This is a genomic window from Paenibacillus sp. AR247 (genome assembly GCF_002968895.1).
GTDB lineage: Bacteria > Bacillota > Bacilli > Paenibacillales > Paenibacillaceae > Paenibacillus_AQ > Paenibacillus_AQ favisporus.
Window position 1 is genome coordinate 80,110 of the sequence record NZ_PCZT01000002.1, and the last position, 4,989, is coordinate 85,098.

General features: G+C 56.5%; 2 protein-coding genes and 1 pseudogene. All 3 read left to right on the forward strand.

Annotated features, from left to right (window positions below; translation table 11 throughout):
* The first annotated feature begins 536 nt into the window (after positions 1 to 536).
* The gene (locus CPT76_RS00715) at positions 537 to 2,693 is read left to right on the forward strand and encodes an ATP-dependent Clp protease ATP-binding subunit (RefSeq protein WP_105441601.1); all 2,157 of its coding nucleotides are present in this window, start codon (positions 537 to 539) and stop codon (positions 2,691 to 2,693) included.
* 443 nt (positions 2,694 to 3,136) lie between these two features.
* Positions 3,137 to 3,583, forward strand: coding sequence for a MerR family transcriptional regulator (locus CPT76_RS00720; protein WP_105441602.1), 447 nt, complete (start codon positions 3,137 to 3,139; stop codon positions 3,581 to 3,583).
* Positions 3,584 to 3,689: 106 nt separating this feature from the next.
* A pseudogene (locus CPT76_RS00725) lies at positions 3,690 to 4,898 on the forward strand (MFS transporter).
* The last annotated feature ends 91 nt before the right edge of the window (positions 4,899 to 4,989 follow it).

The following is a 4,989-nucleotide window of genomic DNA, read 5'->3' on the forward strand; positions in this document are numbered from 1 at the left end:
CTTATTCACCGCATTGATCATACAAGGTACGCCCTGCTGTTACGGAGACATTCCGGACGGCAGGGCTTTTTTCATGCTTCGGGAGACCCGGGCCTCGGTTATATCGCAAAAAAAGTATCCGCTAAATGTTCCACACTCTTCGAATGTACATCGACAGACGTTTTTCTTTTGCCTTCCAGCCGCTTTTTCCGCCTCAAGCAAGCCGAAGCGCCGAACCATACATTCTCTCAAACCTTTTTCTATATACTTACGAAAAATAACTGAAAACCTGTTGACATGTGTTCCAAGTGAGGTATAATAAGGTCAAAGAAAGTCAAAGTCAGAGCAAAAGATCAAACTTATACCGTCTGAACAACCTCTTAAGGAGTTTGACTTTCGGTGCGGCCGTCTTTGTCCTGACGGAAGTTCTGACTTTTATCCCTTTATTCCGGCGGCCTGCTCCCGCAGGCGCGGGCAGCCGTTTTCCTGATTAGGACATCCAGATGAAGTATCCAAAGATTGATTATTCCATTAACTAACGAAAGGGGCATGCCTTCATGCGCTGTCAACATTGTAATCATAACCAGGCAACCGTAGGTCTGAGCCTCACTGTCAACCATAAATCCGAGAAATTGTTTCTTTGCGAAGATTGCTATGCCAAAGTAAACGGCGGCGTGCCGTTTGCGGCCGGCTTTGGTCCTTACGGCAGCCATTCTTCTCCGCTGGAAGATTTGTTCCGCGGCTTCATGCAATCCGGCCAGCCGGTATCCGGCGCGGCGCAGCAGCCTCCGAGAGCAGCCGCTCAAGAAGGCGGACGGCGCGGCGGCGGGCTGCTGGATCAGCTCGGACGCAATCTGAACGACGCGGCGCGCGGCGGCAAGATCGACAACGTCATCGGCCGCGATGAGGAGATCGACCGCGTCATCGAAATTTTGAACCGCCGGAACAAAAACAATCCGGTGCTGATCGGCGAACCGGGCGTCGGCAAGACGGCCATCGCCGAAGGGCTGGCGCTGCGTATTACGGAGGGCAGCGTGCCAGCGAAGCTCCGGAGCAAGGAAGTCTATTCGCTCGACGTCGCCTCCCTCGTAGCCGGAACCGGCATTCGCGGGCAATTCGAAGAAAAGGTCAAGCAGCTGATCGCCGAGCTGGAACAGCGAAAAAATGTTCTGCTGTTCATCGACGAGATCCATCTGCTGGTCGGCGCGGGCTCCGCGGAGGGCTCCATGGACGCCGGCAACATCCTGAAGCCGGTGCTGGCACGGGGCGAGCTGCAGGTCATCGGCGCCACGACGCTTAAGGAATACCGTCAGATCGAAAAAGACGCCGCGCTGGAGCGCCGCTTCCAGCCCGTGACCGTCGACGAGCCGACTGCCGAGGAAACGATCGAAATTTTGAAAGGGTTGCGTCCGAAATACGAGCAGTTCCACGGCGTACGCTACCCGGACGAAACGCTTGAAGCGTGCGTGCGTCTGTCCAGCCGCTATATCCAGGACCGCTTCCTGCCCGATAAAGCGATCGACCTGCTCGACGAATCGGGTGCCAAGCTGAATCTGCGGGCTCCGGTCGGCAGTGCGGACGAGATCCGCGCCCGTCTGGAACAGATCACAATCGAGAAAGACGCGGCCGCCCGCGATGAAAACTACGAGCTCGCCGCCAAGCTGCGCGACGAGGAAGCTGACCTGCAGCAGCGTCTGAACGGGAATGCCGCTGCCGGAGAGGTCCTCGAAGTAACCGTCGAGGATATCCAGAACATCATCGAGCGTAAAACCGGCATCCCGGTCGGCAAGCTGCAGGCGGATGAGCGCGGCAAGATGAAAAATCTGGCCGCCCGCCTCGCAAGCCGCGTCATCGGCCAAGGCGAAGCCGTCGACAAGGTCGCCAAAGCCGTTCGCCGCGGACGCGCCGGACTGCGCAGCGACTCCAAGCCGATTGCGTCCTTCCTGTTCGTCGGTCCGACCGGCGTCGGCAAGACTGAACTGTCCAAGGCGCTGGCCGAAGAACTGTTCGGCAGCACCGATTCGATGATTCGCCTCGACATGAGCGAATACATGGAGCGGCACTCCGTCTCCAAGCTGATCGGTTCGCCACCAGGATACGTCGGTCATGAAGAAGCCGGCCAGCTGACCGAACGCGTACGCCGCAACCCGTACAGCATTATCCTGCTCGACGAGATCGAGAAGGCGCATCCGGACGTGCAGCATATGTTCCTGCAGGTGCTGGACGACGGCCGTCTGACCGACAGCCAAGGGCGTACGGTAAGCTTCAAGGATACGGTGATCATTATGACTTCTAACGCCGGCACGGCCGCCGATAAGAAAATCATGGTTGGTTTCACCGCCAAATCCGAGCAGACACGCTCGATTCTTGATTCGCTCGGCAGCTATTTCCGGCCTGAATTCCTGAACCGCTTCGACGGCATCGTACCGTTTGCTTCGCTGAAGGAAGAAGACCTCGTAACGATCGTCGACAATATGCTCAGCGAAGTATCGGCTACCCTGTCGGAGCGCGGCATCTCCCTCGACGTGACCGGCGAAGCGAAACGCAAGCTGGCCGAACTGGGTTACGATCCGGCCTTTGGCGCCCGTCCGCTCCGCCGCGTTATTTCGCAGCATGTGGAAGACGGCATCACCGATTTGCTGCTGGACGACGAAGACGTTAAGGAGATTCGTGTCGAGCTGGTAGCAGACCAAGTTCGTGTCGTTCGCGCTTAACGTCCGCCGAATAGCCAACTTATCAGCCTTAATTTAGAAAGCTGTCCCTTAACCGCCACGCGGTATGGGACAGCTTTTTTATGTGTACAGACAATCAGCCGTCGCGCATCACGGCCAGTTTGCCCCTCTCCTTTCGCTGTTCCAGTTAACAGCTATAAAAGCCCCAGCCCTCTTTTCCCCCATCACCCTCTGAGCACTCCGCACTGCCATGCCTTTCGACCGTGAAACATAAGGAAATGTTCAACGAAATAGCCCTTCACCCGGTCACGAACGGATTCCGCACATAAACGGAGGATGCCGGGCATACTAAGCCGACAACTGCATTCTACGAAAAACAGGACGTGAGGAATATCTATTCCTTTTCATAAATTTAACGTTGACGTTAACGTTAGTCAGGATTACAATGGGTAATGTTACCCGGGAATCTTTGAGGGAGGAAGGAAATGGATGAATATAAAATCGACGATGTCGCCCGAGAGTGCGGCTTGACGAAGCGAACGATCCGCTATTACGAAGAGATCGGCGTTTTTCCGACCCCTGAACGGAGCGAAGGAGGCACCCGCCTCTATACCCGCGAGGACATCGAGTACTTGAAGAAGATCGTCAATGCCAAAGAAATCCTCGGTTTCAGCCTGCAGGAGCTGGTTTCGTACTTATCCGTATCGGACGCTTACAAGCTGCACCACCAGACCTACCACGACATGACCAGCCGGGCTCATCGGAGGCAGCAATTGACCCATATGAGCGAGATGCTGGAAGAACAGCTTCAGATGCTGCGCACCAAAGTGGATAAAATGCGCCTTATGCAGCAGGAGCTGGAACAGACACAGAAGCGGCTGGATGATTTCATCCGCAAATTCGACGAGGAAACCGATTCCCAGGGAAGCTGAGGCCGCTGCACGTGTCTATGCAAGGGCGTCGACAGACGTTTTTTGTTGTGGAGATTCATGAAAACTTGAAAATACATGATTCATCAAAATGGAGGTAATGTTACTTATGAAAACCAATGCTTCGCAGCCTCTTGAGCTGGAACAGCGCCAAGGAGGGCTGTTGTCCCAGCCGAAGGCGGTATGGGCGATCGCTTTTGCCTGCATCATCTCCTTTATGGGCCTCGGCCTGGTTGACCCGATTCTGCCGGCGATCGCCGAGCAGCTGCACGCATCCAAGAGCCAGGTTTCGCTCCTGTTTACGAGCTATAACTTGGTAACCGGCGTAGCGATGCTGACTTACCGGCGTCATTTCCAGCCGGATCGGCATCAAGAAGACGCTGCTGACCGGGATGCTGCTCATCGTCATCTTCGCGGCGCGTCGAACTCCATCGGCGGGATCGTCGGTTTCCGCGGCGGCTGGGGACTCGGCAACGCCCTCTTCATCGCCACCGCGCTGTCCGCGATCGTCGGGTTGTCCACGTCCGGGACGGCCAAAGCGATTATTTTGTACGAAGCCGCGCTCGGTCTCGGGATTTCCGTCGGACCGCTGCTGGGCGGCGAGCTTGGCTCCATCTCATGGCGCGGTCCGTTCTTCGGCGTGGCCGTTCTCATGGCCATCGGATTTATTTTCGTTACGTTTATGCTCCCGAACGTGCCCAAGCCGAAAAAAGCCAGCACGCTGGCCGACCCGTTCAAGGCGCTGTCCTATCCTGCCCTGCTGATCCTTGGGATTACAGCATTCCTGTATAACTTCGGCTTCTTCACCCTGATGGCGTACTCGCCGTACGTCATGGACCTGGATGAGCATGGCCTGGGTTATGTCTTCTTCGGCTGGGGCATTCTGCTTGCCTTTACGTCGGTATTCGTCGCTCCGAAGCTGCAGAAGCGCTTCAGCGTCGTGTCGTCCATTGCAGCGGTGCTTACGCTGTTTACGATCGTGCTGCTCATTATGGGCATCGGCACGTATAATCACTCGCCACAAACCGTTATCGTCTGCGTCATCGTGGCCGGGATCTTCCTGGGCATCAACAACACGCTGATCACCACGGCCGTCATGCAGGCCGCTCCGGTGGAGCGTTCCGTCGCTTCCGCAGCGTACAGCTTCGTCCGCTTCCTCGGCGGTGCCGTCTCTCCATGGCTCGCCGGCAAGCTGTCCGAGTGGTACCATGCGGAGACGCCGTTCTACTTCGGTGCCGTCATGGTCTTCCTGGGCGTCGTCGCCCTGCTCGTATCCCGCCGCAAGCTTGCCCATGTTGACCGGGCAGAAGGCCATTAAGGAGGTTCTTATATGTACTCACGTATTCTCGTACCCGTCGACGGATCCCAGCATGCCCGGCATGCGCTGGATTCCGCCGTATCGCTTGTGC

What these genes read in the sequence shown, in the direction of transcription:
- CPT76_RS00715 (WP_105441601.1), top strand. Translation starts at nt 537, where the DNA reads ATGCGCTGTCAACATTGTAATCATAACCAGGCAACCGTAGGTCTGAGC.
- CPT76_RS00720 (WP_105441602.1), top strand. Translation starts at nt 3,137, where the DNA reads ATGGATGAATATAAAATCGACGATGTCGCCCGAGAGTGCGGCTTGACG.